The sequence below is a fragment of the Citrobacter sp. KH_055_1 genome, from assembly GCF_057838705.1.
On record NZ_CM174473.1, the window covers coordinates 3,610,666 to 3,634,228 of the forward strand.

Below are 23,563 nucleotides of genomic sequence, written 5' to 3' on the forward strand. Positions count from 1 at the left end.
TTAACACAATAAAAAAACCACGGGGCCATATTAATAGCCCCGTGGTTAAAACTTATTGTCAGTGATATTAGTGTGCGCTGGAGGTCACTTGTCGACCTGCTGCGCGGTCCCAAATTACGGCCAGGACCACCATCACGACTGTTGGCATCAACCACGCCAGACCTTGCTCTGCCAGCGGTAAACGCTGGGTCCAGGCCGGTAACACGTCGCCAATTGCAGAAGCTTTAATGCCATCAAGGATACCAAAAATCAGGCTGATAAACATCGCAGGTGCAATGACGCGGGAAGAATTATGCCACCATGAGCGGGTAAAGCTTAATACAACCAGTGCGATACAGGGCGGATAAATAGCCGTCAGGACCGGAATCGAGATCTGAATCAGGTGGCTCAAGCCGAGGTTTGACACCACCATCGAGAAGCCGCCAAGGATAAACACCAGCGTACGGTAAGACAGTGGAATGTACTGCGCAAAGAACTCAGCACACGCACAAGTCAGGCCAACCGCCGTCACCAGGCAAGCGATGAAAATCAACGCGGCCAGCAGCAGGCTACCTGCACCGCCGAAGGTGTGCTGAACATACGCATGCAGAATTGCCGCGCCGTTAGCAGACTGATCGACCAGAATCGCGCTGTCTGAACCCAGACGGAACAAGGCGAGGTACAGCAGCGTTAAGCCGACACCAGCCATCAAACCTGCCCAGACGGTATAACGTGTCAGTAGACGTGCTTCAGTAACGCCACGCGAACGCGCGGCGTTCACGATAACAATACCAAAGACCATCGCCCCCAGCGTATCCATCGTCAGATAGCCGTTCACGAAGCCGTTGGAAAACGCCGCAGTTTGATAGGCTTCCATGGCATTGCTGATCGGACCGGCAGGCCAGATAATCGCAGCAACAGACAGCACAACCAGCGCCAGAATTTTCAGCGGCGCGAGGAAATTCCCCACGGTATCCAGCAGTTTGCCCGGATAGAGCGACACCAGGATGACAATCGCGAAATAGACCACGCTGTAGATAAACAGCGGCAGCGCGGAGTCACCGGTCAGCGGGGCAATCCCCACTTCAAAGGAGACCGTTGCGGTACGCGGCGTTGCAAATAACGGCCCAACGGCCAGATAACAGACGGTAGCCAGTACTAAACCGGCCACTTTGCCGATCGGAGTGCTGAGGCTGTCTACACCACCGCCGACTTTCGCCAGCGCCACAACGGTGAGCACCGGCAGGCCAACAGCGGTAATCAGAAAGCCAAAAGCCGCAGTCCAGACGTGTTCGCCGGCCTGCAAACCAACCATTGGGGGGAAAATAATGTTACCTGCACCTACAAACAGTGCAAATGTCATAAATCCCAGTGCGATGATATCGCGCGATTTTAACTGATGGGTCATAAAGTCTTACAGCCTGTGGATGTGAATGTGGTGTTGTAAAGGTTAAATTTTTGCCCTTCCCTTTTGGGACGATACAGCGGCATTTTTAATCAATTCCAGCGGGAAATTCTCCCAGCCGGGCGCGGCGAAGAATAGTTTTTCGATTTACCGCGTAAATGCAGTCGGTATGACAGCACATGGTGCGCAATTTAAACGCTTATAACGTTTTAAAGCAAGGTGGGATCTAAAAACCAGAACAATATAGCGATATGAAAAATCCAGTTAGAACAAAACACCATTTCCGGGAAAAAGGTATGGGTAATAATGCGAACAAAAAACAATCAGACGTCGTAAAATTCAGGATGACTGTATTGACCCGCGTAAAAAAGCCAGCTTTCGCTGGCTTTTGGAAAGATAATCTTACGGATACGCCTCAATCGTTACTTTTGGCAAGTAAACGTTCCGCTAGCACAAAGCTAAACCGCGTCCCTTTGCCCGGCGTACTCTCGATATTCAATCGGCTGTCGTGATGATTTAAAGCATGCTTCACAATAGCCAGCCCCAGCCCGCTACCGCCCGTTTGCCGCGATCGCGCTTTATCCACGCGGTAGAAACGCTCGGTCAAACGAGGAATGTGCTCAGGCGCAATTCCAGGCCCATTATCTTCGACGCTGAACTCGGCTCCCGCCGTCGCCCGCTGCCAGCGCACGGTGATGTGTGTTCCCGCCGGCGTATGGTTCACCGCGTTATAGATAAGATTCGAGATTGCGCTACGCAGTTGCTCCTCGTTACCCATCACGCTCAGGCGATTATCCACGTCGAAGGTAAACGTGTGTTTATTCTGGCTCAGCGTTTGTGCTTCGTGCTCAGCCACGCGCAGTATCATCGGCACATCTACTTTTTCATTCTGCGGCAGTGTCGGTGCGGCTTCTATTTTCGATAGCGTCAGCAACTGTTTCACCAGCCCTTCCATACGCTGCGTTTGCTCACGCATGGTATCCAGCGCTTTCTCTCGCGTTGCCCCTTCCAGGGGATGCTCCTGCATCATCTCCAGATAACCTTGCAGCACCGTCAGCGGCGTACGCAACTCGTGGCTGGCGTTGGCAAAGAAATTACGCCGCGCGCCTTCCAGTTGGTGCATCTGCGTGACATCGCGCGCCACCATCAGCAACTGCTTGTCGGTATACGGCATCACCCTAATTTCCAGATGCCGCCCGGTATTAAGTACCAAATTAATTGGCCGACTAAAGTCGCGCGTTTTCAGGTATGAGGTAAATTCCGGGTAGCGAAGCAGGTTAAGAATATTTTGCCCACTATCGTCCGGCCAACGCAGTCCCAGAACCTGCTGTGCCAGGCCGTTACACCAGAAAATCCCACCCTCTTCGGTGGTCAGTACCACCGCATCAGGCAGCGATTCAGCCCCGCTGCGAAAACGTTTAATCAGATTACCCAGTTCGCGGCGGCGTTTTTTGTTACGCAGTTGCATTTGATGCAGGCCGTAAAGCAGCGGTTCCCAACTGCCCCGCCCCGGCGGAGGCGTCATACTCCTGTCGACCCACAGCCACCAGGACAAACGCAGTAAATTCCAGAAATGCCAGATAAGCAGACCCGTTACCGATGCCAGTAAAAACCACGGCAGATAACCGAAAAAAGCACTAAGGATAAAAGCCGGAATGCAGCAAAGTATCAGCTCCAGTACCAGCCTTTTCCATGACAATCGTTCCAGCAAACGTCGCACTCCCTATACAACTTGATCTAATGGGCTATTTTCCGTGCCGGTCAGAAGCGGGTTGAAAAACGGTATCCCGTTCCGCGTACCGTCTGCACCATGCGATCGTGGCCGCTGTGCTCCAGCGCCTTACGCAAGCGGCGGATATGCACGTCAACCGTCCGGTCTTCTACGTACACGTTGGTGCCCCAGACATGATTAAGTAGTTGTTCGCGGCTGTAGACGCGCTCAGGATGAGTCATAAAGAAATGCAGCAGTTTGAACTCAGTTGGCCCCATATCCAGCGGTTCTTCGCCGGTCATTACACGATGCGAGGTGGGATCAAGGCTCAGCCCCTGCATCTCAATAACTTCTTCAACCGCCATTGGTGAAATACGACGCAGTACGGCTTTAATGCGCGCCACCAGTTCCTTCGGCGAAAACGGCTTGGTGATATAGTCATCCGCACCGGTTTCCAGCCCACGTACGCGATCTTCTTCATCACCTCTTGCCGTCAGCATCATCACCGGGATGTCCCGCGTCATCGCTTCACGTTTGAGGTGTTTAATGAACTGTAACCCCGAGCCACCGGGAAGCATCCAGTCAAGCAGGATAAGATCCGGCCAGGGTTCATTGAGTTGATTCACCGCACTGTCATAGTCTTCGGCTTCTACAGGTTGGAACCCGTTTTGCTCGAGCACGAAGCAGACCATTTCACGAATTGGAGCTTCATCTTCTACGACCAGAATACGTCTCGCCATGATTTGCCCTGTTTTAATTTAATCGTTCATACCCTCTATACGCCGCCATTATGCGTCAGATTTATGACAGATTTATGAAAAAGATAGTCCAGGCTTAACCAATGTTGTTGAATTATGACAGCCCGGAAACAAGATATTCACGCCATTGCAAGGGTATAATCCCCCTCATTGCTTTTTCGTCATGGAACTCGTATGCGCATCCTTCATACCTCAGACTGGCATCTGGGCCAAAACTTCTACAGCAAGAGCCGCGCCGCCGAGCATCAGGCCTTTCTTGACTGGCTGCTGGAGACCGCACAATCCCATCAGGTGGATGCCATTATTGTGGCAGGCGATATTTTTGATACCGGCTCACCGCCGAGCTATGCCCGCGAGATTTACAACCGCTTTGTCGTCAATTTGCAGCAAACAGGCTGCCACCTGGTGGTGCTGGCAGGCAACCATGACTCGGTCGCCACGCTTAATGAATCACGCGATATTTTGGCGTTTCTGAACACCACGGTGGTCGCCAGCGCAGGCCATGGACCGCAAATACTGAAACGCCGCGACGGCACGCCAGGCGCCGTGCTGTGCCCGATTCCCTTTTTACGCCCACGCGACATCATCACCAGCCAGGCGGGACTCACCGGCAGCGAAAAACAACAGCATTTGCTGGGGGCAATTACCGACTATTACCAGCAGCAGTACCTGGACGCCTGTGAACTGCGCGGTGAACGCAACCTGCCGATCATTGCAACCGGGCACCTGACGACCGTCGGTGCCAGCAAAAGTGACGCGGTACGTGACATTTATATTGGCACACTGGATGCCTTTCCGGCGCAGAATTTCCCGCCAGCAGATTACATCGCGTTGGGACATATTCACCGGGCGCAGGTCATCGGCGGAACAGAACATATTCGCTACTGTGGCTCGCCGATTGCCCTCAGTTTTGACGAATGTGGCAAAAACAAAGGCGTGCATCTGGTGAGCTTCGAAGACGGCAAGCTACATACCGTCGACAATCTCACCGTACCGGTCACGCAGCCGCTGGCAGTATTGAAAGGCGATTTAGCCGCCATTACCGCCCAGCTTGAGCAATGGCGCGATGTAGAGCTGCAAACGCCCGTCTGGTTAGATATTGAAATCACCACCGACGATTACCTGCACGACATGCAGCGCAAAATTCAGGCGTTGACGGAAGACCTGCCGGTAGAGGTTCTGCTGGTGCGCCGCAGTCGGGAGCAGCGCGAGCGTATTATGGCCAATGAGCGGCGTGAAACGCTGAGCGAACTGAGCGTGACGGAAGTCTTTGACCGCCGTCTGGCGCTGGAGGAACTGGAAGCGCCGAGGCGGGAACGTCTTAATCAGCTGTTTAATGACACGTTACAGACGCTTGCCGGGGAGGCTGACGCATGAAAATTCTTAGCCTGCGCCTGAAAAACCTCAACTCCCTGAAAGGGGAATGGAAAGTCGATTTTACGGCAGAGCCTTTTGCCAGCAACGGTCTGTTTGCCATCACCGGGCCTACAGGGGCCGGAAAAACCACCCTGCTTGATGCGATTTGTCTCGCGCTGTACCACGAGACACCGCGCCTGAATACCGTATCACAGTCGCAAAACGACCTGATGACCCGCGACACCGCCGAGTGTCTGGCAGAGGTCGAGTTCGAAGTTAAAGGCGAAGCCTACCGCGCGTTCTGGAGCCAGAATCGGGCGCGTAATCAGCCTGACGGCAATCTGCAGGTCCCGCGCGTGGAACTTGCCCGCTGCGCCGACGGAAAAATCCTCGCCGATAAAATCAAAGATAAACTGGACATGACCGCCACGCTCACCGGGCTGGATTACGGACGGTTTACGCGTTCGATGCTGCTGTCGCAGGGGCAATTTGCCGCCTTCCTTAACGCCAAACCCAAGGAGCGCGCTGAGCTGCTGGAAGAGCTGACCGGCACCGAAATCTACGGACAAATTTCGGCAATGGTGTTTGAAAAACACAAAGCGGCGCGCAATACGCTCGAAATATGCGAAGCGCAGGCGGCGGGTGTCGTACTGTTAAGCGAAGAGCAGCAACAGCAGTTGCAGCAAAGTTTGCAGGTACTTACTGACGAAGAAAAAATTTTGCTGGCGCAGCAGCAACATCAGCAGAAAGATTTTCAATGGGTTACGCGCAGCGAAGAACTGGTTCGTGAACAGCAGCGCGTGGCTAGCTTAGCGCAGCAGGCCCAACAGGCGCTTGCGGACGCCGCGCCTGAGCTGGCAAGACTCCAGCTCGCTCAGCCTGCCAACCAGCTTCGTCCACTGTGGGATCGCCAGCAGGAGCAGACTGCACGCCTGGCGCAAACAAAGCAGCGGATCATTGAAGTAAATACTCGCTTACACGCTAAAACCTCGCTGCGCGCGCGCATCCGCAACGGTGCACTGCGCAGCCACGAGCAACTTCAGACCGAACTTACCGCACTGGCGCAGTGGTTGGCGGAGCATGATCGATTCCGCTTATGGGGCCAGGAGATTGCGGGCTGGCGCGCTCTTTTTTCTCAGCGTAGTCGCGATAAGCATCAGCTTACGGCGCTCGCTGCCCGTATCGCTGAGTTACGCCAGAAACTGGCGGCGTTGCCGGAAAATGCCCTGACGCTCACCGCGGATGAGGTTGCGGTCGCGATGGAACAGCAAGCGCAATCACGGGCTTTCCGTCAGCGTCTGACCTCACTTCATGCTCGCTATCAGCCGTTGCAAAAACGTCTGCGTCAGAACGGTGAAAGCGTGCAAAAAGCGCAGGCGCAGCAGGCCGCGCTCAATGAAACGCTCGCGCTACGCCGACAGCAATATAAAGAAAAAAATCAGCACTACCTGGACGTTGAAACGCTCTGCAAACAGGAAGAAAAAATCAAAAGTCTGGAGGCAGAGCGCGCGCTTTTGCAGGCCGGACAGCCCTGCCCGTTATGCGGCTCTACTGCACATCCTGCGGTCTCGGAGTATCAGGCGCTGGAACTGAGTGCAAACCAGCGGCGTCGCGACCAGTTAGCCAAAGAAGTCACAGCACTGAAAGAGGAAGGTCTGCTGGTTCTGGGGCAGGTCAATGCCCTGACACAGCAAATCCAGCGTGAGACAGAAGAGATACAGACGCTCTCTCAGGAAGAGCAAGCACTCACTAAAGAGTGGCAGGACGTTTGCACCGCTCTGAATATTACGCTGAATATTCAGGAGGATATTACCGGCTGGATGGGCGAACAGGAGCACTACGAGCGCCAGCTTTATCTGCTCAGCCAGCGCCTGACGCTGGAAAACCAGTTACACGATCAGCAACAACAGGAACGCCAGTATCAACAACAGCTGGCGACGACGCATCAGGGGCTGGAAAGCGCCTTGTCCGCGCTGTCACTGACTGCACCGGAAGACGGCACAGAGGCAGCCTGGTTAAGCGCCCGCGAAACCGAATTCGCGCAGTGGCAGGAGAAACAGACGCAGCATGGCGTGATTCAGGAACGCATTCACGCCCTGAAGCCGCTGCTCGACACGCTTCCGGCAACGGACACCGCAGAAGCCGAAACGGTTATCCCTGAAAACTGGCGCGAAATTCACGACGACTGCGTGTCGCTGCAAAGCCAGCTTGCCGCACAGCAACAGCAGGAAACGCTGGAAAGCGAACGTTTGCAACAGTCGCAGGCGCAATTTACCGCCGCCCTGGCGGCCAGTTGCTTTGCCGATCAAGAGGCGTTCCTCTCCGCGCTGCTGGATGACGATACCGTCCGCCGCCTTGAGCAGTTAAAACAGACGCTGGAAAATCAATCGCAGCAGGCAACGGCGCTGTCCGGGCAAGCCAGCCAACAACTGCAGACGCATCAGGCGCTGCGCCCGGAGGGGCTGGACGCCGACGCACAAACCCTGCAAGCCCGGCTGCAACAACTGGCGCAACAACTTCGAGAGAACACCACCCAACAGGGGGAGTTACGCCAGCAGCTTAAGCAGGACAGCGATAACCGCCAGCGTCAGCAGGCATTAATGCAGCAGATTAAAGAGGCGGCCAGCCAGGTCGAAGACTGGGGCTATCTGAATGCGCTAATTGGCTCGAAAGAAGGGGATAAATTCCGCAAGTTTGCCCAAGGTCTGACGCTGGATAACCTGGTGTGGTTGGCTAATAATCAACTGACCCGCCTGCACGGTCGCTATCTGCTACAGCGAAAAGCCAGCGAAGCGCTGGAGCTGGAAGTGGTTGATACCTGGCAAGCCGACGCCGTTCGCGATACCCGCACGCTGTCCGGCGGTGAAAGCTTCCTGGTAAGTCTGGCCCTGGCCCTGGCACTGTCCGATCTGGTCAGCCACAAAACGCGCATTGACTCCCTGTTCCTTGATGAAGGTTTTGGCACGCTGGACAGCGAAACGCTGGATACCGCGTTGGACGCGCTGGATGCGCTAAATGCCACCGGCAAAACCATTGGCGTTATAAGCCACGTCGAGGCCATGAAAGAGCGCATTCCGGTGCAAATCAAGGTGAAGAAAATCAACGGACTGGGTTATAGCAAACTCGACAAGATGTTTGCGGTGGAGTAGTCGGCAGACGGGTGCGGCTTCACAGGCCGGATAAGCGTTAGCGCCATCCGGCACAATATGTAGCATAATATTGCATACTCAGAGACGGATATGAAATGGCATTTCATTTCACTTATCCGCAAGCTATGCTCTTATTGGCGGCGAACGTTCGCCGCTGTGGCGCACATCAGCGCTGATATTGCTGGCAGGTCGTATGAAAAAAGTGATTTTCTCTTTAGCCCTCGGGACGTTTGGGCTGGGCATGGCCGAGTTTGGCATCATGGGTGTGTTAACCGAGCTGGCGCGAGATGTAGGAATTTCCATTCCTGCGGCGGGCCACATGATTTCGTTTTACGCCTTCGGCGTGGTGCTGGGTGCACCGATTATTGCGATCTTTTCCAACCGCTTTTCGCTGAAACATATTCTGCTGTTTCTGGTCACGTTGTGTGTAATAGGTAACGCCATCTTCACCCTCTCCTCATCCTATTTTATGCTGGCGGTCGGCAGGCTGGTTTCCGGTTTTCCGCACGGTGCATTCTTTGGCGTCGGGGCCATAATTCTGACTAAACTCGCACGCCCGGGGAAAGTCACCGCCGCCGTCGCTGGCATGGTCAGTGGGATGACCGTCGCCAACCTGATTGGCATTCCCGTCGGTACCTGGCTGAGTCAGGCATTTAGCTGGCGCTACACCTTTTTGCTGATCGCCGTGTTTAACATTGCAGTCATTGCGTCGATTGCCTTCTGGGTGCCCAACATCAGTGACGAAGCAAAAGGCAAACTGCGAGAGCAATTTCACTTTCTGAAAAGCCCGGCACCGTGGCTTATTTTCTCCGCTACGATGTTTGGCAACGCCGGCGTGTTCGCCTGGTTTAGCTATGTGAAGCCATACATGATGTATATCTCCGGTTTTTCTGAAGCGCTGATGACCTTCATCATGATGCTGGCTGGATTAGGCATGGTGCTGGGCAATCTGCTGAGTGGGCGGATTTCGGGCCGCTATACGCCGCTGCGCATTGCGGTGGTGACCGACTTCGTGATTGTGCTGGCCCTGGTGATGCTGTTTTTCGTCGGCGATATGAAAGCCGCGTCGCTGACCTTCGCCTTTATTTGCTGCGCGGGTCTGTTTGCGCTGTCGGCCCCGCTACAAATTTTGCTGCTGCAAAATGCGAAAGGCGGCGAACTGCTGGGTGCCGCCGGTGGGCAAATGGCCTTTAACCTCGGTAGCGCGGTTGGCGCATACTGCGGCGGCATGATGCTGACGCTGGGTTTTGCCTACAACTACGTAACCCTCCCAGCGGCCCTGCTGTCGTTTTCCGCCATGTCATCGCTGCTGCTGTATGGGCGTCTGAACCGCCCTACGGGCATAAATTGTATGCCGGATAAGCGCCATCCGGCATAGCAAAATTACCCCTGCGGCCACAGCCAGGCCGCACCGCGAACCCCACTGGAATCACCGTGCAACGCCTTGCGTAAAGGCGTTGCACACTCACCGCCAAAGACGAACTGTTTAATCAATGACGGAACGGTCTGATACAACCTGTCGACATTGCTCATCCCGCCCCCCAGTACGATGACGTCCGGGTCAAGGATGTTCACCACATGAGCCAACGATTTTGCCAGGCGCAATTCATAGCGGCGTAACGCCTGTTCCGCCAGCGCATCACCTTCGCTCACCAGCCGAATAATATCGCTACCTTTCAGTTTATTACCGCTCAGGCGATGATAATCCGTGGCGAACCCGGTCCCGGAGATGAAGGTTTCAATACAACCTTGCTTCCCGCAGTAACACGGTACTTCCTGCCGATAGCGCAGTTCATCTTCGTCCATCCACGGCAGCGGATTATGCCCCCACTCACCCGCAGTACCGTTGCCGCCGATATGTGCCCGACCATTGAACGCCACCCCGGAGCCGCAGCCGGTACCGATAATCACCGCGAACACCGTTTGCGCGCCCGCCGCAGCGCCGTCTACCGCTTCAGAGACCGCCAGGCAGTTAGCATCGTTAGCCAGACGGACCTCCCGGTTCAGACGCACGCTTAAGTCTTTGTCAAAAGGCTGCCCATTGAGCCAGGTTGAGTTGGCATTCTTCACCACCCCCGTGTAAGGGGAAATCGATCCGGGGATCCCCATACCAACGGTTCCGGTCTGTCCGGTGGCTTTTTCCGCCATATCCACCAGTGCGGCAATAGTTTCTATGGTTTGCCGGTAGTCATCACGCGGCGTGGGCAGGCGATGGCGGAAAAGTTGCTCCCCCGCATCACTCAGCGCGATAACTTCTGTTTTGGTACCACCTAAATCGATTCCTATACGCACACGCTGGTCCTCATTTTTTGGGAATATCAACAGAGTAGAGGCGAGCATGGTGTTAGGCAATGCACGCCCGCCGACAATTCGTTATTATGCCCGCTGAATTTAACGACAAGGCCGTGGAAATTATCATGCTGTGGTTCAAAAATTTAATGGTTTACCGTCTTAGCCGCGATGTTTCTTTGCGCGCCGAAGAGATGGAAAAACAGCTTGCCTCAATGACGTTTACCCCTTGTGGTAGCCAGGATATGGCAAAAATGGGCTGGGTTCCGCCGATGGGATCGCACAGCGACGCATTGACGCATTCTAACAATGGCCAAATTATTATCTGCGCCCGCAAAGAAGAAAAAATTCTGCCGTCGCCGGTGATCAAGCAGGCGCTGGAAACCAAAATCTTCAAGCTGGAAGCTGAGCAGGGTCGCAAACTCAAGAAGACCGAGAAAGACTCGCTGAAAGATGAAGTGTTGCACTCCTTGCTGCCGCGTGCCTTTAGCCGCTTTAGCCAGACAATGATGTGGATAGACACCGTTAATGATTTGATCATCGTCGACTGTGCGAGCGCCAAGAAAGCGGAAGATACGCTGGCACTGCTGCGTAAAAGCCTGGGCTCACTGCCGGTAGTCCCGCTGACCCTGGAAAACCCGATAGAGCTCACGCTCACCGAATGGGTCCGTTCCGGGACGACTGCGCAAGGATTCCAGTTGCTGGATGAAGCCGAACTGAAAGCCATGCTGGAAGACGGTGGTGTGATCCGGGCGAAGAAACAGGACCTGGTGAGTGATGAGATCGCCGTGCACATTGAAGCCGGAAAAGTCGTCACTAAGCTGGCTCTCGACTGGCAGCAGCGCATTCAGTTTTTGATGTGTGACGATGGCTCGATTAAGCGTCTGAAGTTCTGCGATGAGCTGCGCGACCAGAACGAAGATATCGACAGAGAAGATTACGGTCAGCGTTTTGATGCCGATTTCATCCTGATGACCGGTGAACTGGCAGCGTTGATTAAAAGCCTGGTGGAAGGATTAGGCGGCGAAGCGCAGCGCTAAGCGCACCCGTCTTGCCGGATAACGCCACAAGCGGCTTATCCGGCATATTACGCTTACAGGTAACGGCAAAGATAGGACGTCGGCTCTGCGACCTGCAGATGAAATTCACTGTGCCCAGGCACGTTAAACGTCTCCCCGGCAGCATACACTTTCCACTCAGTTTCGCCCGGCAGCAATACATTCAATGCCCCGCTCACCACCGTCATCTCTTCAGGTGCCGCCGTGCCAAAGGTGTACTCGCCTTCCACCATCACACCCACGCTGGCGCGGCCAGTACTGCTGCTGGTAAAACCAATCGATTTTACTTTGCCGGAAAAGTATTCATTACTTTGAAGCATACCACTGGCCCTATCTCGTTATTAAGTTAACAACCAATATAGGGGCCTGACGTTCCCTCTGTCACGCAAAATTACGCCAGAAGTTCCGAAGCCAGACGGGCTATCAGCACATTCGACAACAGTACCGGAACGTCGAGTGATTTTTGCAGTACATCACGATGACGCTGATTAAACCCCAGGCAGTCGAGCATAATCACGTCGGCACCTTGTTCAAGAAGTTGCTTTCCAGCATCAATCAGTTGTTGTTCAGTGCCATCAATGGGATTGGCCACGGCATAGACTGGCGGCGTTTGTAGCACCTGCCATTTCTGCGTCTGGGCGGCGAGTAATTCAGTGACGGGTACAATCACACCAACCTGATGCCCGTCGACAATCGACGCCACCAGAGGGGGAATAATACGTAAGGGCTCCAGCAGGATGCCGTTTCGGATCGTCAGACGAGTAATGACCGCAGTGCTCATCAATAAAATAACGTCAAAGCCCTGATTATCCAGCACCTCAACGATACCTTGCAGCGCGCGTTCCACTTTCTGGCGCGAAACGTGCGCCAACTGTTGGTCACTGAGCAGCGTTAATAACACATCGTCGCCCGGCGAGATGGCGTACTCGGCCATCACCTCTTCCCGCCGCATCTGCCCTAGCAAACTATGGTGGGTAATGTGTTGCTCATCGATATATTCCGTCAGGAGCGGTAATACCTCACACATCGGCACAACGCCAATCGTGAGGATAGCCAACGACGTACTCATGTGTTGCTCCACCGTCTTCTTACTTTGCTGTGAATTCCCGGATAAATGCCGGGCACTGACCTGCGCTACAAATGTTCAAAAGCGTAGCAGCAGATAAGCAATACATTGTGTAAAGATTCCAAATCATTCTAATAATTTATTGTTATCGTTTACTTTTCATTTTTCGCACTCTCCAGAGACGTGCGAAAAATGTGACACAGACAGCGTCCGACCTCAGGTTTTCTGCGGATCCTCATAGCGTTTTTTGGCATCCATTGCTTCCTGCGCGGACGGATGTTCGCTAATCAACGAATTCGGCTTCGGGTGGTCAGCGCGGAGTTGATACCAGGTGACCGTCTGGCCTGGCGTACCTTTTTCAACAGTAACAATCGTCGCTTTACGTGGATAAGGGGGGTTTGTCGGCATAGCGCTTCCTTTTGAATGGATAAGCGTTAAGTATAGACCCCACCCTGCAACCGCGGCGCAGCCTGGGACATCATCGCCAGGATATCAGCCACAACCTGAGAGGGTTCGTGCGTTGCATCAACAATAAAGTGCGCCGCTTGACGATACAGCTCGTCGCGTTGCTCAAGCACTTCCTGCACCTCTTCGGTCAGCGGTTTACCGGTTAAGGTTGGGCGCAATCCTTCTTCAGGCGCGGCTTCCAGGCGACTCACCAGTACCGAGACCGGCGCGCTTAAATAAATGACCATGCCGTTATTTCGCATGTAGTGACGGTTATATTCGGTAAGAATAATGCCGCCACCGGTCGCAATAACCGTTGAGGGGCCGGTCACGGCCTGCAAAGCGGTCGTCTCCTGAGCGCGAAATCCTTCCCACCCCTCTCTTTCAACGATTTCGGCAACGGTCATTTGCACATGTGATTGCAACCAGCGATCGGTATCAACAAACTGGAAGTCGATAGCTTTCGCCAGCGCCATACCGGTTGTCGTCTTACCACAGCCCCGCGGGCCAACAAGAAAAAGAGGTTGCGTCATCGAAGAAATTCCCCAGAGAGCCGCCCACAAGCGGGATCTGATGCTGTTAAAGTTATAATCATACCATCAAACTAGTACATCACAAAAACGTAAAGAATAAGTTCCACTACAGACTAAAAAGCCCATTAATTCTCACTATAACAAGATTTCACAATGATGAAAGTGTAAAAAATAAATTACAGTCGTTATTTTCTACGCTGAACTTCCAGCCACCACTTATCCAGTTCAGCAGCAAAATGCTGTCGGTCGCGCGGTGAAAGCGTGTCCGGGCCTCCGGTCTGGATCCCACTGGCACGGAGTGTATCCATAAAATCACGCATCATCAGACGTTCACGGATGGTGGCTTCGGTATAGCGTTCGCCACGAGGATTCAGCGCCGCGGCCCCTTTTTCAATCACTTCAGAAGCCAGCGGTATATCCGCCGTTACCACCAAATCGCCTGCGCTACACTGGCGCACAATCTCGTTATCGGCAACATCAAACCCGGCAGGAACACGTAATGTACGGATAAAACGCGAAGGCGGCACGCGCAAACTCTGGTTGGCGACCAAAATCAGCGGCATCTGCATACGCTCTGAAGCCCGGTACAAAATATCTTTAATCACATTCGGACACGCATCCGCATCCACCCATATTGTCATAACACCTCCTGGTTCCTGTGCAATCGCACATTGTCTCGTGCTTTTACTTTCCGGCAAAGTGCTGTTTCTCCTTCTGAACATATCCATTCCGCGCTAAGCTTAACTTTCCCAGGTATACCCTAAGTAATTCAAAAGTATGACGGGTATAAAACAATGAATATCACGCATAGGGAGTGACAAGATGGACAAGAAAATTGGTTTTATCGGCTGCGGCAATATGGGCAAAGCCATTCTTGGAGGCATGATCGCCAGTGGTCAGGTTCTCCCCGGACAAATCTGGGTCTATACCCCCTCTCCTGATAAAGTCGCCGCATTACACGACCAGTACGGCATCAACGCCGCGCAGTCGGCGCAGGAAGTCGCCCAAATTGCCGATATTGTCTTTGGTGCTGTGAAACCCGGCATCATGGTTAAAGTGCTGAGCGAAATCACCTCCAGCCTGAACAAAGATTCACTGGTCGTCTCTATTGCCGCTGGCGTCACGCTCGATCAGCTTGCCCGCGCGCTGGGTCATGACCGTAAAATTATCCGCGCGATGCCCAACACACCGTCGCTGGTTAATGCGGGCATGACCTCCGTAACGCCAAACGCGCTGGTGACGCCGGAAGATACGGCTGACGTATTAAATATTTTCCGCTGCTTTGGCGAAGCTGAAGTGATTGCGGAATCGATGATTCACCCGGTCGTCGGCGTCAGCGGTTCTGCGCCGGCCTACGTGTTTATGTTTATTGAAGCGATGGCTGATGCGGCCGTCCAGGGCGGCATGCCCCGTGCGCAGGCGTATAAATTCGCCGCACAGGCGGTGATGGGGTCAGCAAAAATGGTTCTCGAAACAGGAAAACATCCTGGAGAACTGAAGGATATGGTGTGCTCACCAGGTGGAACAACCATTGAGGCCGTGCGCGTTCTGGAAGCCCGTGGTTTCCGTTCTTCAGTCATTGAAGCGATGGTTAAGTGCATGGAACAGTCGGAAAAACTAAGCAAATCCTGAGTGGGCAATCGGACGTCAGGCCGCCGCTTCAGTGCGGTTACGTCCGGAATTCTTTGCTTTATAAAGCGCCATATCCGCCGATTTCAGCCATTCTCGATAGTGTTCCGTTTCTGAAGTCAGCGGTGCGACGCCGACGCTGATACGCAGAGCAACCTGCGGAGCACAGGACAATCGCAATAGGCTGAGTCGTTCGTGGACGCGAGACATGGCGGCGATGGCGCTGCTCGCCGGGGTACCGCACATAATCACAGCAAATTCATCGCCACCAAAACGCCCTATGACATCGCTGCCGCGCAGCGTCATCTGCAACTGACGCGTTAGCGCGACAATAGCCTCATCGCCAACGCCATGGCCCCAGGTATCGTTAATACTTTTGAAGTGGTCGATATCGATAATCAGTAACGTGGCGTCGCGCTGATAACGGCGGCAGTTATCAAATTCATTGCGCAGCAAAAGCTCCCAATGACGTCGGTTATACACACCGGTCATACCATCTCGCGTGCTCATCACCTGCAACCGACGCTTGTGCTCAGCCAGTTTGATGACCGTCTTATAGCTCACCCACGCAAACAGCAGCGGATACAACACCAACACCGGCAGCGACAACATCACACTCAGTTGCGTACTGCTAAACACCACGGGGATGTCCGTCAGTTGCAGGGTGACCAGACATGAGACAATCGTCAACACCAGACCGGCGATGAATAACCGTATTCCCCCTGCGCCCATCAGGTTAATACAGATAATCATCAGTAGGGCCGTCGACGGTAGCAGGTTTACCCCCATCAGCCCTATCCATATTCCGGTCAGAATCGCATCGGCTTTTAAGTTGGTGAATTCGCTATGCATCGGGTCATCTGCTTTGCCCGCCAACTGCCATGCCAGATGCGGCCAGACAAAAGCCCATCCTACCAATAAAAGCCACCAGCCTCCGGTGATCGGCTGAGACACCAGGACCGACGCGATAGGGAAAAACATCCCGCCCAATCCCACCGCGCGCGGCAGCCTGATCCGTCGGGCAAATCGCAGTCCGGAGCGCTGATGGTCATTTTGATGAAGCGATAAAACCGCTTCATTTGGGACGACCTTTTTTTGATAGAAACTTTCATCATTCATCGTATTTAGGAACATTCTGAAACAAATTTCCCAAATTATAGAAAGGAGGACGTACGCGGGAGTATGATATTTCGGGTGAGCGAATTTCGCTGCTCACCCTTATGTACTACGCAATTACGCTGCTTTTTTCAGGCAGGCACTCATAAATTTATTGCGATCATCACCTTTCAGCGACTGTTCCGTTGCCTGAACATTACATTCACGCATCTTCTGTTGCTGTGGCGTCAGGCTTTTTTCCTCGGGGGCCGATTTACTGTTTTTCAGGCAATCACTCATATAGCTCTTACGCGCATCCCCTTTTAAGGTCTGCGCTGTGGCCTGCTGGTTACAGGTGGTCATTCGTTGTTGTTGCGGGGTTAGCGTTTTCTCGGCGGCGCCAACAGTCGCTAAAAAAAGCAGACCAAAAAGCAACGTCATGACTAATGATATTTTCATAGCACCTTCCTTTTCTGAACGACGAGACACAGATAAGTCTGGCTGCTAACGATAAAAAAACCACCCGACAGCAAAAGTAATGCCGCCGGGCGTGTACTTATTTCAGCCCTAAGGCCGATTTCATGGTGTAGAACAAATCGGTCTGGTCGGTCAGGCCAACCACATTCGCCGCATGCGGCCCATAGGCAGCAATACGCAGTTGGCTGCCCGTATGCTCCTGAGATTCTTCTTCAGAGTTGCCGTAGCTGATGACCATCACCGCGCCATCTTTGGTGTTCAGCGCCTGAGTCAGGCCCGGCGCTTTGGTATCTGGCGCCACTATCTGGCTGGCATGCGCGTGATCGGCGGTTACCACCACCAGCGTATTACCGTCTTTCTTCGCAAAGGCCAGCGCGCGCTGTACGGCTTCGTCCAGATCGACCGTTTCGCCAATCTGCCCGCACGGGTTAGCAGCATGATCCTGTTTATCGATTGACGCGCCTTCCACCTGCAGGAAGAAGCCTTTTTCATTTTTGCTTAACAGCTCAATCGCTTTATCCGTCATCTGTGCCAGCGTCGGCACCGTGTCGTTGCGTTTGGCATTTGGCGTACAGGTCACAGCCGGCTTATCAATGTTGCCATGATACGAGGCTTTTGGTCCTTCCCAACGCACCGGCATATTACCTTCAGAGAACAACCCCAGCAGCGGTTTATCCTGACTGGCGTCAGTGATTGCCGCAAGCGATGTTGCGTCGCTCACCAACTGATAGCCGCGCATCTGCGCCTGCTCACGCAGCGTCTTGCCCTGCCATTCACCCGCAGCAGCGGTTTCAGCAAACGTTTTTGCCCCGCCCCCCAGCGTGACGTCGGCACGGGCATTCAACAATTGTTCAGTGATTGACCCTTTACCGCCGTTTTCCAGCGCATTAGTCGGGCATTTTTCACGGGTCACGCTCGGACCGTAGCATTTACGTGACGTCACATGCGCAACCAGCGCAGCCGGAGTGGCATCCTGTAATTCAGCTGTAGAAACGTTGCCGGTAGCCAGACCTACGGCTTTTGCCATTTCCAGAATCGTGGCGTGATCTTTTTCATGGATATCAACGCCCAGCGCACCATTATAGGATTTCACCCCGGTGGTCCACGCCGTTGCCGAAGCCGCTGAATCTGTCACGTAATCGGGTTTACCCGTTTTCTTATCCAGCGAATAGTGGGTGTATTGTCCAGTCAGGGGTAGCGCATCAATCCCTTTAAAAAAGCCGCCCGCGCCTTCGGCATAATTTCGCGCTGCAGTAATTTCTGAGTCACCCATACCATCGCCGATCAGCAAAATAATATTTTTAGCCGGTTTATTAATCAGTGAATCACGCAGAGCGGCCGTTTGATCGCCGGCTAATCGGCGAGCGCCACCCGGCGTGGTGATATCCCCCTGAGCGGCGCGATTATCCATAACCGGCACAGCAGATGATTCTGCATAAATAACCGGGGTAAACAGCAAAGGTAACAGGGCAATAGCGAGTGCGCTTTGTTTCACTTTATTTTCTCCATGTATAAATACGGTAAAATTAAAACAAAGCGACTATAAGTATTTGATGTGACACTTTTATGATGATTCAACGTCGTGAGGCGCTACGCAAACCTCAATACGCTTTGGGTACCCTCTCGCCGACGTCATGCAAGGTTGTTAAACAGGCTGGCATGCGGCTTACGCCTGCCAGCGCGCCCTCAATATGACGAATCAGTGTTTGCTGCTCATGCGTCGCCATCGTATGCAGCATTTCCATGATAACGCGCTCTAAGGTTTCTACCTGAGCGGCGAGGTCCTGTGACTCTTCTTCTTTTTGGGCGAGCTTAAGTAACAACTCAGTGACGAGATTTTTCATTTGTGTATTCCCTTAACAAAATATGGGTCACGGTAGCATTATGGCTCCCAACTGCCTAGGGGATGAAAGTTGTATTTTTAGCAGAAATAAAACGTTTTGCGAAAACAATCACACCGCAAAATAAGATGAATTGGGAATTACGACAGAATTATTCAATATAAAAGGGTGAGAAGCTTAATAATCACCCAGTAATATAATACAAACTTATGGATAAACCCCGCTGACAGCCAACGGGGTTTATTCGCCATTCAGCGCGTGCGACGCCGACGTCGTAACGCGACAGCCAGTTGCCAAATGTTGATCAGCACAATGCTCGCGGTCGCGATAAACACCCAGCGAAAACCCGCCATGGCCGACACGGTGGCTCCCATTAACGGTCCGGCGACGTTGCCCAGATACATAAACGACTGGTTATAGCCAAAAATACGCCCGGTTACCTGGTCGCTGGAGTATTTCACCAGTAGCGTTTGCACGGCAGGAAGCATTGCGCCATCGGCAAAGCCTAGCAGGAAACGCAATACCCCCAACTGCAACGGCGTTGTGACCCAGGACATGGCGAAAAACAGCACCACGGCAAAGATAAGCGTCGCCATGAGGATCCGTTCAGTTCCCACCCGATCGCCTAATTTGCCCAGCCGGGGGGCTGAAATCAGCGCCGATATACCAGGCACCGAGGCAATCAGCCCGCTGAGAAAGGCAATATTGCCGCTGTCTGGCACCATCGATTTAATAAACAGTGCCAGAATGGGACCGATTGATCCGTTGCACAACTGGATAACTAGGGTAGTAAAAAACAGGCTGATTACCAGCGCCGGATAAGGCAGCGAGGCGAACACAGCCTTGCCGCTTAAGCGTTCACTTTTTTTAATCGTTGGGCGCACACCCTCTTTAATGAAGAATAGCGTGACCATGAAACTGACCACCAGCAGCCCGGCGGTAATACAAAATACCGCGCGCAAGCCCACGTGGTCGGCAATAAAACCGCCCATCAGCGGCCCACCAATCACCCCGCTAATCTGTGCCGTAGAGAGCGTACTTAGCGCCCAACCGCTGCGTTCACGCGGAACCTGCGACGCCACTAACGCCATCGCATTAGGGATGTATCCCGACGTTAATCCCATCACACCACGCAGCAGGAAAAGCTGCCAGACATTAGTGGCAAAGGCCTGCAATAAAATCGCAATCGCCATCCCCAACGAGGCGCGCAGCAGCATCAGCTTACGCCCTTTACGATCGGCTAAACTGCCCCACATCGGCGAAACAATGGCGGAAATCAGAAAGGTGACGCTAAACGTTAACCCGGACCACATCGATAGCGCTTCATGCGAGGTCACCCCAAGCTGGGAAACATAGAGCGGTAAAAAAGGCAGGATTTGGCTGATCGCCAGTCCGGTAAAAAAGCACCCGAACCAAACGGAAATAAGGTTAACTCTCCAGGATTCCATAGGGACTCATAACGATAAGTAGCTGAAAACTGCGAGCAGCTTAACAAATTACGTGTCCGGACAAGGGCCCAGAGGTGCGATACCTCACAGTTTAGTATTTTATCTCCCCGCTCATCATATTTGTGATATTCATCACACATAACCCCTATTTATTGCAGGGGAATATGCTTTGAGGCTCCAGCGCAGATTTGTGAGTTTCCTTTCCCTGGCGACGCACGAAAACATTCTGCCAGAAGCCGAGGAATCCTGCGTTTTGTCGTGGTAATGTATGTGCTTTGCATTCATGGAATGGGTTTTTAAGATGGCAAAGTTGCGGGTAGGAATCGTATTTGGTGGTAAATCAGCAGAACATGAAGTGTCATTGCAATCGGCAAAAAATATTGTCGATGCCATCGACAAGACTCGCTTTGATGTTGTGCTGTTAGGTATTGATAAAGAAGGGCAATGGCACGTCAGCGATGCCAGCAACTATCTACTTAATGCCAACGACCCGGCGCGTATTGCGCTGCGTCCTTCGACAACCAGCCTGGCGCAGGTACCGGGAAAGCAAGAACACCAGTTGATTGATGCGCACAACGGTCAGCCGCTGCAAACCGTCGATGTTATTTTCCCGATTGTGCACGGTACGTTGGGCGAAGATGGTTCCCTGCAAGGTATGCTGCGCGTGGCAAATCTCCCGTTCGTCGGTTCCGACGTGCTGGGCTCAGCGGCATGCATGGATAAAGACGTGACTAAACGTCTGCTGCGCGACGCCGGATTAAACATTGCCCCCTTTATTACGCTCACCCGCGCTAATCGTAATAGCATCAGCTTCGCAGAGGTTGAATCGCGCCTGGGCCTGCCGCTGTTCGTCAAGCCGGCTAATCAGGGCTCGTCCGTTGGGGTCAGTAAAGTCACCAACGAAGCTCAATATAACCAGGCCGTGGCGCTGGCATTTGAGTTCGACCATAAAGTGGTGGTGGAACAAGGGGTCGTTGGTCGTGAGATCGAATGCGCGGTGCTGGGGAACGATCATCCGCAGGCCAGCACCTGTGGCGAGATCGTTCTGAACAGCGATTTTTACGCCTATGACACCAAGTACATTGACGATAACGGTGCCAAAGTCGTGGTCCCGGCGGCCATTGCGCCGGAGATTAACGACAAGATCCGCGAGATAGCGATTCAGGCTTACCAGACGCTGGGTTGCGCTGGCATGGCACGCGTAGATGTGTTCTTAACCGCGGAAAATGACGTGGTGATCAACGAGATCAACACGCTACCGGGCTTCACCAATATCAGTATGTATCCAAAACTATGGCAGGCGAGCGGCTTAGGTTATACCGATTTGATCACCCGTCTGATCGAACTGGCACTGGAGCGTCACGCAGCAAACAGCGCGCTGAAAACCAGTATGTAAACCCCGCCAGGGTGCCCGATAGCTATTGGGCATCCTGCGTTTCGTCATCTTCCGCGCGGCGGCGGATAATCAATCCGGCAAGCCAAAAGCTAATCACCCAGGTAACCAGCCCCACCGCATAGGTTTGCCACCCCTTCGCTTCAAATCCCAGTAATCCCACCACCCCGTTGAGAATAAAGATAAGCCCAATAGCAAACGCGTAGTAGTGCCAGTCGCGGCGAAGTTTTACAGGCAGGTTCATAACAGCTCCGGGGATCACAACGTTATAAAGACGCATCCTCGCACATTTCTCTCTGGCGGTCTGTGGCGTAGGCAGAATTTCTTAGATGTAATCTAATTTCACTTAAGGTTACATATTTGTGACGACAGGCAAAAAAACGAAATCCAGGAATAATCCCTGGCTGAAATTACCATCATTCTGATATTGACAATCCCGATCACCTGTCAGACTCACTGTCAGTTACTGGCATTACGTCAAGAAAAGCAGGTTGTTGCTGGAGGTCTTTATGGCTGATTTTACGCTCTCAAAATTCCCGTTTAAGGGCAAGCATCGGGATCCCTCCTCGCTGACCGGCAACATTGTCTATGCCGTCTTTGTGCTGTTTTGCTTTTGGGTCGGGGCGCAGGTATTAACCCTACTGGCTCACGCACCCGGTATTTATGAACAGCTAATGCAACTGCAAATGCAGGAGAGCGGACGCCCGCACATCGAGATCGGATTGGGCGTAGGAACAATTTTTGGTTTGATTCCCTTCCTGGTCGGCGGTCTGATTCTTGGCACCATCGCAGCCGTGTTGCACTGGCGCCAACGCCATCACAAAGATGACTGACCCATACATTTTGCCCGTCGCTCATCCACCCGTTTCGCAAACCACGCGGTGGTCAGATTACGGGTAATCTTTGGACTTTCGAGCTGAATACCCGGCAGCATTTCGCGGGGTAAGGTTTTGCCCGTTTTCGCTTCCGCTAGCTTATACACGTTCTTGTACAACGCGGTCTCTTCAAACGCGAGGCTGTCACCTTTTTGCAACTGCCGATGGATATCACTCTCGCTCATGTCCAGCTTCCCGGCCAGCTTACGTACCGCCAGCTCTGTTTTGCCTGGATCGTTGCTGTCGTAGCGAATCAAATCACCGTCCAACGCCAGTTTCACGCCGCTGGCCTTAGTCACCGCGTTCTGGAAAGCCGCATTACGACTGGCGTACCAGCCCGCATTAAAATCAGCGAAACGGAAGATAGGCGCGCTATAGTTCGCCGGGTAATTCAGCAAATGATAGGTCCCGAACCACAGCCCACCACGACGGGTGAAGACTTCCTGACGTACCGTCCCCGCCATTTTCCACGGATAGCCTGAAGCGTGTTGTTCAGCAAACGCGATGCTGACCTGCATCGGACCGCCTGTATGCACCGGATTAAGCGAACCGAATAGCGTCTGCCCCATCGGCACCATATTGATAAAATCATCAAAAATAGCGCTAAGCTGCTTTTCCGTTTTTACCGAATCCAGACGCTCGCTGTAGGTTTTGCCGGTCGGCGAGTTAATCTTCAGCGCGGTGTGCACCACAAACAGCGGAATATGCATGCGCTCAGCGCGGCGGTCGATCTCTTTCCAGGCTATTTTATTTAAGCCCGGTACCGCCGGGTCCGCCTGATAGTTAGACTCCTGCTGCGCTACCGCCAGCACCGAACAGACATTCTCAACCGTCGGTGCCAGCTTCTGGCTTTCAAACGTCCTGGCCAGATCCTGCGCCCAGGCGTCTCTGTCCTTCACGCTGGCCGGCATCTTCTGACGGACCACGCTCGCCACATCGACGGCTTTCTCCCCTTTTTTTAACGGCTGCGAAGACTGGCTACTGCATCCCACCAGCACCAACGCCGCCAGACAAGACCAGGGGTAAAGACGGGAAACCGTCGACATAACATCTC

The 23,563-nt window shown here is 53.3% G+C and carries 23 protein-coding genes; 7 read left to right on the top strand and 16 right to left on the bottom strand.

What is annotated here, in order from left to right; all coding sequences use genetic code 11:
* Positions 1-67: 67 nt before the first annotated feature.
* The 3 genes from brnQ to phoB all read right to left on the bottom strand — a co-directional run bounded on the left by brnQ (position 68) and on the right by phoB (position 3,835).
* Positions 68-1,387, bottom strand: a complete 1,320-nt coding sequence (gene brnQ, locus AC3ITF_RS17110) for a branched-chain amino acid transporter carrier protein BrnQ (RefSeq protein ID WP_115259249.1) — start codon at positions 1,385-1,387, stop codon at positions 68-70.
* 412 nt (positions 1,388-1,799) lie between these two features.
* Positions 1,800-3,095 (bottom strand): phosphate regulon sensor histidine kinase PhoR, encoded by a 1,296-nt coding sequence (phoR, locus tag AC3ITF_RS17115; RefSeq protein WP_096759459.1) that lies wholly within the window; start codon positions 3,093-3,095, stop codon positions 1,800-1,802.
* A gap of 50 nt (positions 3,096-3,145) precedes the next feature.
* Positions 3,146-3,835 (bottom strand): phosphate response regulator transcription factor PhoB, encoded by a 690-nt coding sequence (gene phoB / locus AC3ITF_RS17120; RefSeq protein WP_096758099.1) that lies wholly within the window; start codon positions 3,833-3,835, stop codon positions 3,146-3,148.
* Between the two features lie 192 nt (positions 3,836-4,027).
* Between phoB and sbcD the strand changes: the two genes are divergently transcribed.
* The 3 genes from sbcD (at position 4,028) to araJ (ending at position 9,736) form a co-directional block, all read left to right on the top strand.
* On the top strand, positions 4,028-5,230 hold the full coding sequence (gene sbcD, locus AC3ITF_RS17125; protein WP_489175869.1) for an exonuclease subunit SbcD: 1,203 nt from the start codon (positions 4,028-4,030) through the stop codon (positions 5,228-5,230).
* Positions 5,227-8,358 (top strand): exonuclease subunit SbcC, encoded by a 3,132-nt coding sequence (gene sbcC, locus AC3ITF_RS17130; RefSeq protein ID WP_181694952.1) that lies wholly within the window; start codon positions 5,227-5,229, stop codon positions 8,356-8,358. Before sbcD ends, sbcC begins: the two co-directional genes overlap by 4 nt.
* Before the next feature lie 193 nt (positions 8,359-8,551).
* Positions 8,552-9,736 carry an MFS transporter AraJ gene (araJ, locus tag AC3ITF_RS17135; RefSeq protein WP_137400420.1) on the top strand — a complete coding sequence of 395 codons (1,185 nt, stop codon included), beginning with the start codon at positions 8,552-8,554 and terminating at the stop codon, positions 9,734-9,736.
* Between the two features lie 5 nt (positions 9,737-9,741).
* Here the strand turns inward: araJ and mak are convergent, their stop codons facing one another.
* Positions 9,742-10,650, bottom strand: a complete 909-nt coding sequence (gene mak, locus AC3ITF_RS17140) for a fructokinase (RefSeq protein ID WP_135912475.1) — start codon at positions 10,648-10,650, stop codon at positions 9,742-9,744.
* Positions 10,651-10,775: 125 nt separating this feature from the next.
* Here mak and rdgC point away from each other — a divergent pair, with 125 nt between their 5' ends.
* On the top strand, positions 10,776-11,687 hold the full coding sequence (gene rdgC / locus AC3ITF_RS17145) for a recombination-associated protein RdgC (RefSeq protein WP_489175870.1): 912 nt from the start codon (positions 10,776-10,778) through the stop codon (positions 11,685-11,687).
* 53 nt (positions 11,688-11,740) lie between these two features.
* Here rdgC and ppnP read toward each other — a convergent pair whose 3' ends face one another.
* The 5 genes from ppnP to AC3ITF_RS17170 all read right to left on the bottom strand — a co-directional run bounded on the left by ppnP (position 11,741) and on the right by AC3ITF_RS17170 (position 14,392).
* Entirely contained in the window at positions 11,741-12,025 is a 285-nt protein-coding gene (gene ppnP, locus AC3ITF_RS17150) for a pyrimidine/purine nucleoside phosphorylase (RefSeq protein ID WP_115259253.1), read from the bottom strand.
* A gap of 71 nt (positions 12,026-12,096) precedes the next feature.
* Complete coding sequence (locus AC3ITF_RS17155; protein ID WP_115259254.1) at positions 12,097-12,774, bottom strand: AroM family protein; 678 nt, start codon at positions 12,772-12,774, stop codon at positions 12,097-12,099.
* 213 nt (positions 12,775-12,987) lie between these two features.
* Positions 12,988-13,179 carry a protein YaiA gene (gene yaiA / locus AC3ITF_RS17160; protein ID WP_096758106.1) on the bottom strand — a complete coding sequence of 64 codons (192 nt, stop codon included), beginning with the start codon at positions 13,177-13,179 and terminating at the stop codon, positions 12,988-12,990.
* A 26-nt stretch (positions 13,180-13,205) separates the two neighbouring features.
* The gene (gene aroL, locus AC3ITF_RS17165) at positions 13,206-13,751 is read right to left on the bottom strand and encodes a shikimate kinase AroL (protein ID WP_115259255.1); all 546 of its coding nucleotides are present in this window, start codon (positions 13,749-13,751) and stop codon (positions 13,206-13,208) included.
* A 185-nt stretch (positions 13,752-13,936) separates the two neighbouring features.
* Positions 13,937-14,392 (bottom strand): YaiI/YqxD family protein, encoded by a 456-nt coding sequence (locus tag AC3ITF_RS17170; RefSeq protein ID WP_096758108.1) that lies wholly within the window; start codon positions 14,390-14,392, stop codon positions 13,937-13,939.
* 181 nt (positions 14,393-14,573) lie between these two features.
* Here AC3ITF_RS17170 and proC point away from each other — a divergent pair, with 181 nt between their 5' ends.
* Positions 14,574-15,383 carry a pyrroline-5-carboxylate reductase gene (gene proC / locus AC3ITF_RS17175; RefSeq protein WP_096758109.1) on the top strand — a complete coding sequence of 270 codons (810 nt, stop codon included), beginning with the start codon at positions 14,574-14,576 and terminating at the stop codon, positions 15,381-15,383.
* A 15-nt stretch (positions 15,384-15,398) separates the two neighbouring features.
* On the opposite strand, the gene adrA is transcribed toward proC, so the two are convergent.
* The 5 genes from adrA to AC3ITF_RS17200 form a co-directional block, all read right to left on the bottom strand.
* Complete coding sequence (gene adrA / locus AC3ITF_RS17180; RefSeq protein WP_489175871.1) at positions 15,399-16,514, bottom strand: diguanylate cyclase AdrA; 1,116 nt, start codon at positions 16,512-16,514, stop codon at positions 15,399-15,401.
* A gap of 99 nt (positions 16,515-16,613) precedes the next feature.
* Entirely contained in the window at positions 16,614-16,934 is a 321-nt protein-coding gene (gene psiF / locus AC3ITF_RS17185; protein WP_096758111.1) for a phosphate starvation-inducible protein PsiF, read from the bottom strand.
* A 97-nt stretch (positions 16,935-17,031) separates the two neighbouring features.
* A complete protein-coding gene (phoA, locus tag AC3ITF_RS17190) occupies positions 17,032-18,447 on the bottom strand; it encodes an alkaline phosphatase (RefSeq protein ID WP_181517477.1) in 1,416 nt (471 codons plus the stop codon).
* Positions 18,448-18,553: 106 nt separating this feature from the next.
* Positions 18,554-18,796: a sigma-S stabilization anti-adapter protein IraP gene (locus AC3ITF_RS17195; protein WP_096758113.1), complete on the bottom strand. Its 243-nt coding sequence runs from the start codon at positions 18,794-18,796 to the stop codon at positions 18,554-18,556.
* A 248-nt stretch (positions 18,797-19,044) separates the two neighbouring features.
* Entirely contained in the window at positions 19,045-20,241 is a 1,197-nt protein-coding gene (locus AC3ITF_RS17200) for a multidrug efflux MFS transporter (protein WP_096758114.1), read from the bottom strand.
* A 301-nt stretch (positions 20,242-20,542) separates the two neighbouring features.
* Here AC3ITF_RS17200 and ddlA point away from each other — a divergent pair, with 301 nt between their 5' ends.
* Positions 20,543-21,637: a D-alanine--D-alanine ligase gene (gene ddlA, locus AC3ITF_RS17205; protein ID WP_489175872.1), complete on the top strand. Its 1,095-nt coding sequence runs from the start codon at positions 20,543-20,545 to the stop codon at positions 21,635-21,637.
* 22 nt (positions 21,638-21,659) lie between these two features.
* Here the strand turns inward: ddlA and AC3ITF_RS17210 are convergent, their stop codons facing one another.
* A complete protein-coding gene (locus tag AC3ITF_RS17210; protein ID WP_115259258.1) occupies positions 21,660-21,878 on the bottom strand; it encodes a DUF2754 domain-containing protein in 219 nt (72 codons plus the stop codon).
* A 265-nt stretch (positions 21,879-22,143) separates the two neighbouring features.
* On the opposite strand from AC3ITF_RS17210, the gene AC3ITF_RS17215 reads away from it, so the two are divergent.
* Positions 22,144-22,467 carry a DUF2755 family protein gene (locus AC3ITF_RS17215; protein WP_115259259.1) on the top strand — a complete coding sequence of 108 codons (324 nt, stop codon included), beginning with the start codon at positions 22,144-22,146 and terminating at the stop codon, positions 22,465-22,467.
* On the opposite strand, the gene AC3ITF_RS17220 is transcribed toward AC3ITF_RS17215, so the two are convergent.
* Positions 22,452-23,555, bottom strand: coding sequence for a DUF1615 domain-containing protein (locus AC3ITF_RS17220; RefSeq protein ID WP_096758117.1), 1,104 nt, complete (start codon positions 23,553-23,555; stop codon positions 22,452-22,454). The genes AC3ITF_RS17215 and AC3ITF_RS17220 overlap by 16 nt on opposite strands.
* Positions 23,556-23,563 lie beyond the last annotated feature (8 nt).

Coding starts and splice junctions, on each gene's coding strand:
- phoB (WP_096758099.1), bottom strand. CDS start 3,835: ATGGCGAGACGTATTCTGGTCGTAGAAGATGAAGCTCCAATTCGTGAA.
- brnQ (WP_115259249.1), bottom strand. CDS start 1,387: ATGACCCATCAGTTAAAATCGCGCGATATCATCGCACTGGGATTTATG.
- proC (WP_096758109.1), top strand. CDS start 14,574: ATGGACAAGAAAATTGGTTTTATCGGCTGCGGCAATATGGGCAAAGCC.
- rdgC (WP_489175870.1), top strand. CDS start 10,776: ATGCTGTGGTTCAAAAATTTAATGGTTTACCGTCTTAGCCGCGATGTT.
- AC3ITF_RS17200 (WP_096758114.1), bottom strand. CDS start 20,241: ATGGAATCCTGGAGAGTTAACCTTATTTCCGTTTGGTTCGGGTGCTTT.
- yaiA (WP_096758106.1), bottom strand. CDS start 13,179: ATGCCGACAAACCCCCCTTATCCACGTAAAGCGACGATTGTTACTGTT.
- psiF (WP_096758111.1), bottom strand. CDS start 16,934: ATGAAAATATCATTAGTCATGACGTTGCTTTTTGGTCTGCTTTTTTTA.
- AC3ITF_RS17155 (WP_115259254.1), bottom strand. CDS start 12,774: ATGAGTACGTCGTTGGCTATCCTCACGATTGGCGTTGTGCCGATGTGT.
- sbcC (WP_181694952.1), top strand. CDS start 5,227: ATGAAAATTCTTAGCCTGCGCCTGAAAAACCTCAACTCCCTGAAAGGG.
- AC3ITF_RS17220 (WP_096758117.1), bottom strand. CDS start 23,555: ATGTCGACGGTTTCCCGTCTTTACCCCTGGTCTTGTCTGGCGGCGTTG.
- aroL (WP_115259255.1), bottom strand. CDS start 13,751: ATGACGCAACCTCTTTTTCTTGTTGGCCCGCGGGGCTGTGGTAAGACG.
- ppnP (WP_115259253.1), bottom strand. CDS start 12,025: ATGCTTCAAAGTAATGAATACTTTTCCGGCAAAGTAAAATCGATTGGT.
- AC3ITF_RS17195 (WP_096758113.1), bottom strand. CDS start 18,796: ATGAAAAATCTCGTCACTGAGTTGTTACTTAAGCTCGCCCAAAAAGAA.
- adrA (WP_489175871.1), bottom strand. CDS start 16,514: ATGTTCCTAAATACGATGAATGATGAAAGTTTCTATCAAAAAAAGGTC.
- araJ (WP_137400420.1), top strand. CDS start 8,552: ATGAAAAAAGTGATTTTCTCTTTAGCCCTCGGGACGTTTGGGCTGGGC.
- AC3ITF_RS17210 (WP_115259258.1), bottom strand. CDS start 21,878: ATGAACCTGCCTGTAAAACTTCGCCGCGACTGGCACTACTACGCGTTT.
- AC3ITF_RS17215 (WP_115259259.1), top strand. CDS start 22,144: ATGGCTGATTTTACGCTCTCAAAATTCCCGTTTAAGGGCAAGCATCGG.
- ddlA (WP_489175872.1), top strand. CDS start 20,543: ATGGCAAAGTTGCGGGTAGGAATCGTATTTGGTGGTAAATCAGCAGAA.
- sbcD (WP_489175869.1), top strand. CDS start 4,028: ATGCGCATCCTTCATACCTCAGACTGGCATCTGGGCCAAAACTTCTAC.
- AC3ITF_RS17170 (WP_096758108.1), bottom strand. CDS start 14,392: ATGACAATATGGGTGGATGCGGATGCGTGTCCGAATGTGATTAAAGAT.